The sequence below is a fragment of the Bacillus sp. AFS017336 genome, assembly GCF_002555445.1.
Classification (GTDB): domain Bacteria; phylum Bacillota; class Bacilli; order Bacillales; family Bacillaceae_G; genus Gottfriedia.
Window position 1 is genome coordinate 1 of sequence record NZ_NUCO01000050.1, and the last position, 435, is coordinate 435.

At 62.1% G+C, this 435-nt stretch carries 1 protein-coding gene; it reads left to right on the forward strand.

Annotated features, from left to right (window positions below; all coding sequences use genetic code 11):
* The coding region (locus CN601_RS21765; RefSeq protein ID WP_179865643.1) for a hypothetical protein at positions 1-435 on the forward strand (435 nt) is incomplete at both ends.

A 435-nucleotide genomic window follows, 5' to 3' on the forward strand; every position in this document is an offset into this window, starting at 1 on the left:
GGCCTAACAGGAGCAACAGGCTCAACCGGCCCAACAGGAACAACGGGCCCAACAGGAGCAACAGGATTGACAGGCCCAACAGGCCCAACAGGATCAACCGGCCCAACCGGATCGACAGGCCCAACGGGATCAACCGGCCCAACAGGCCCAACAGGATCAACCGGCCCAACGGGAGCAACAGGATCAACGGGATCAACAGGCTCAACAGGCCCGACAGGATCAACGGGATCAACCGGCCCAACAGGAACAACGGGCTTAACAGGAGCAACGGGCCCAACAGGAGCAACTGGCCAAACCGGTCCAACTGGTGCAACAGGCCCAACTGGTGCAACGGGCCCAACAGGAACAACTGGCCCAACCGGCCCAACGGGATCAACCGGCCCAACAGGAGCAACGGGCTCAACAGGAGCAACGGGCCCAACAGGAGCAACGGGC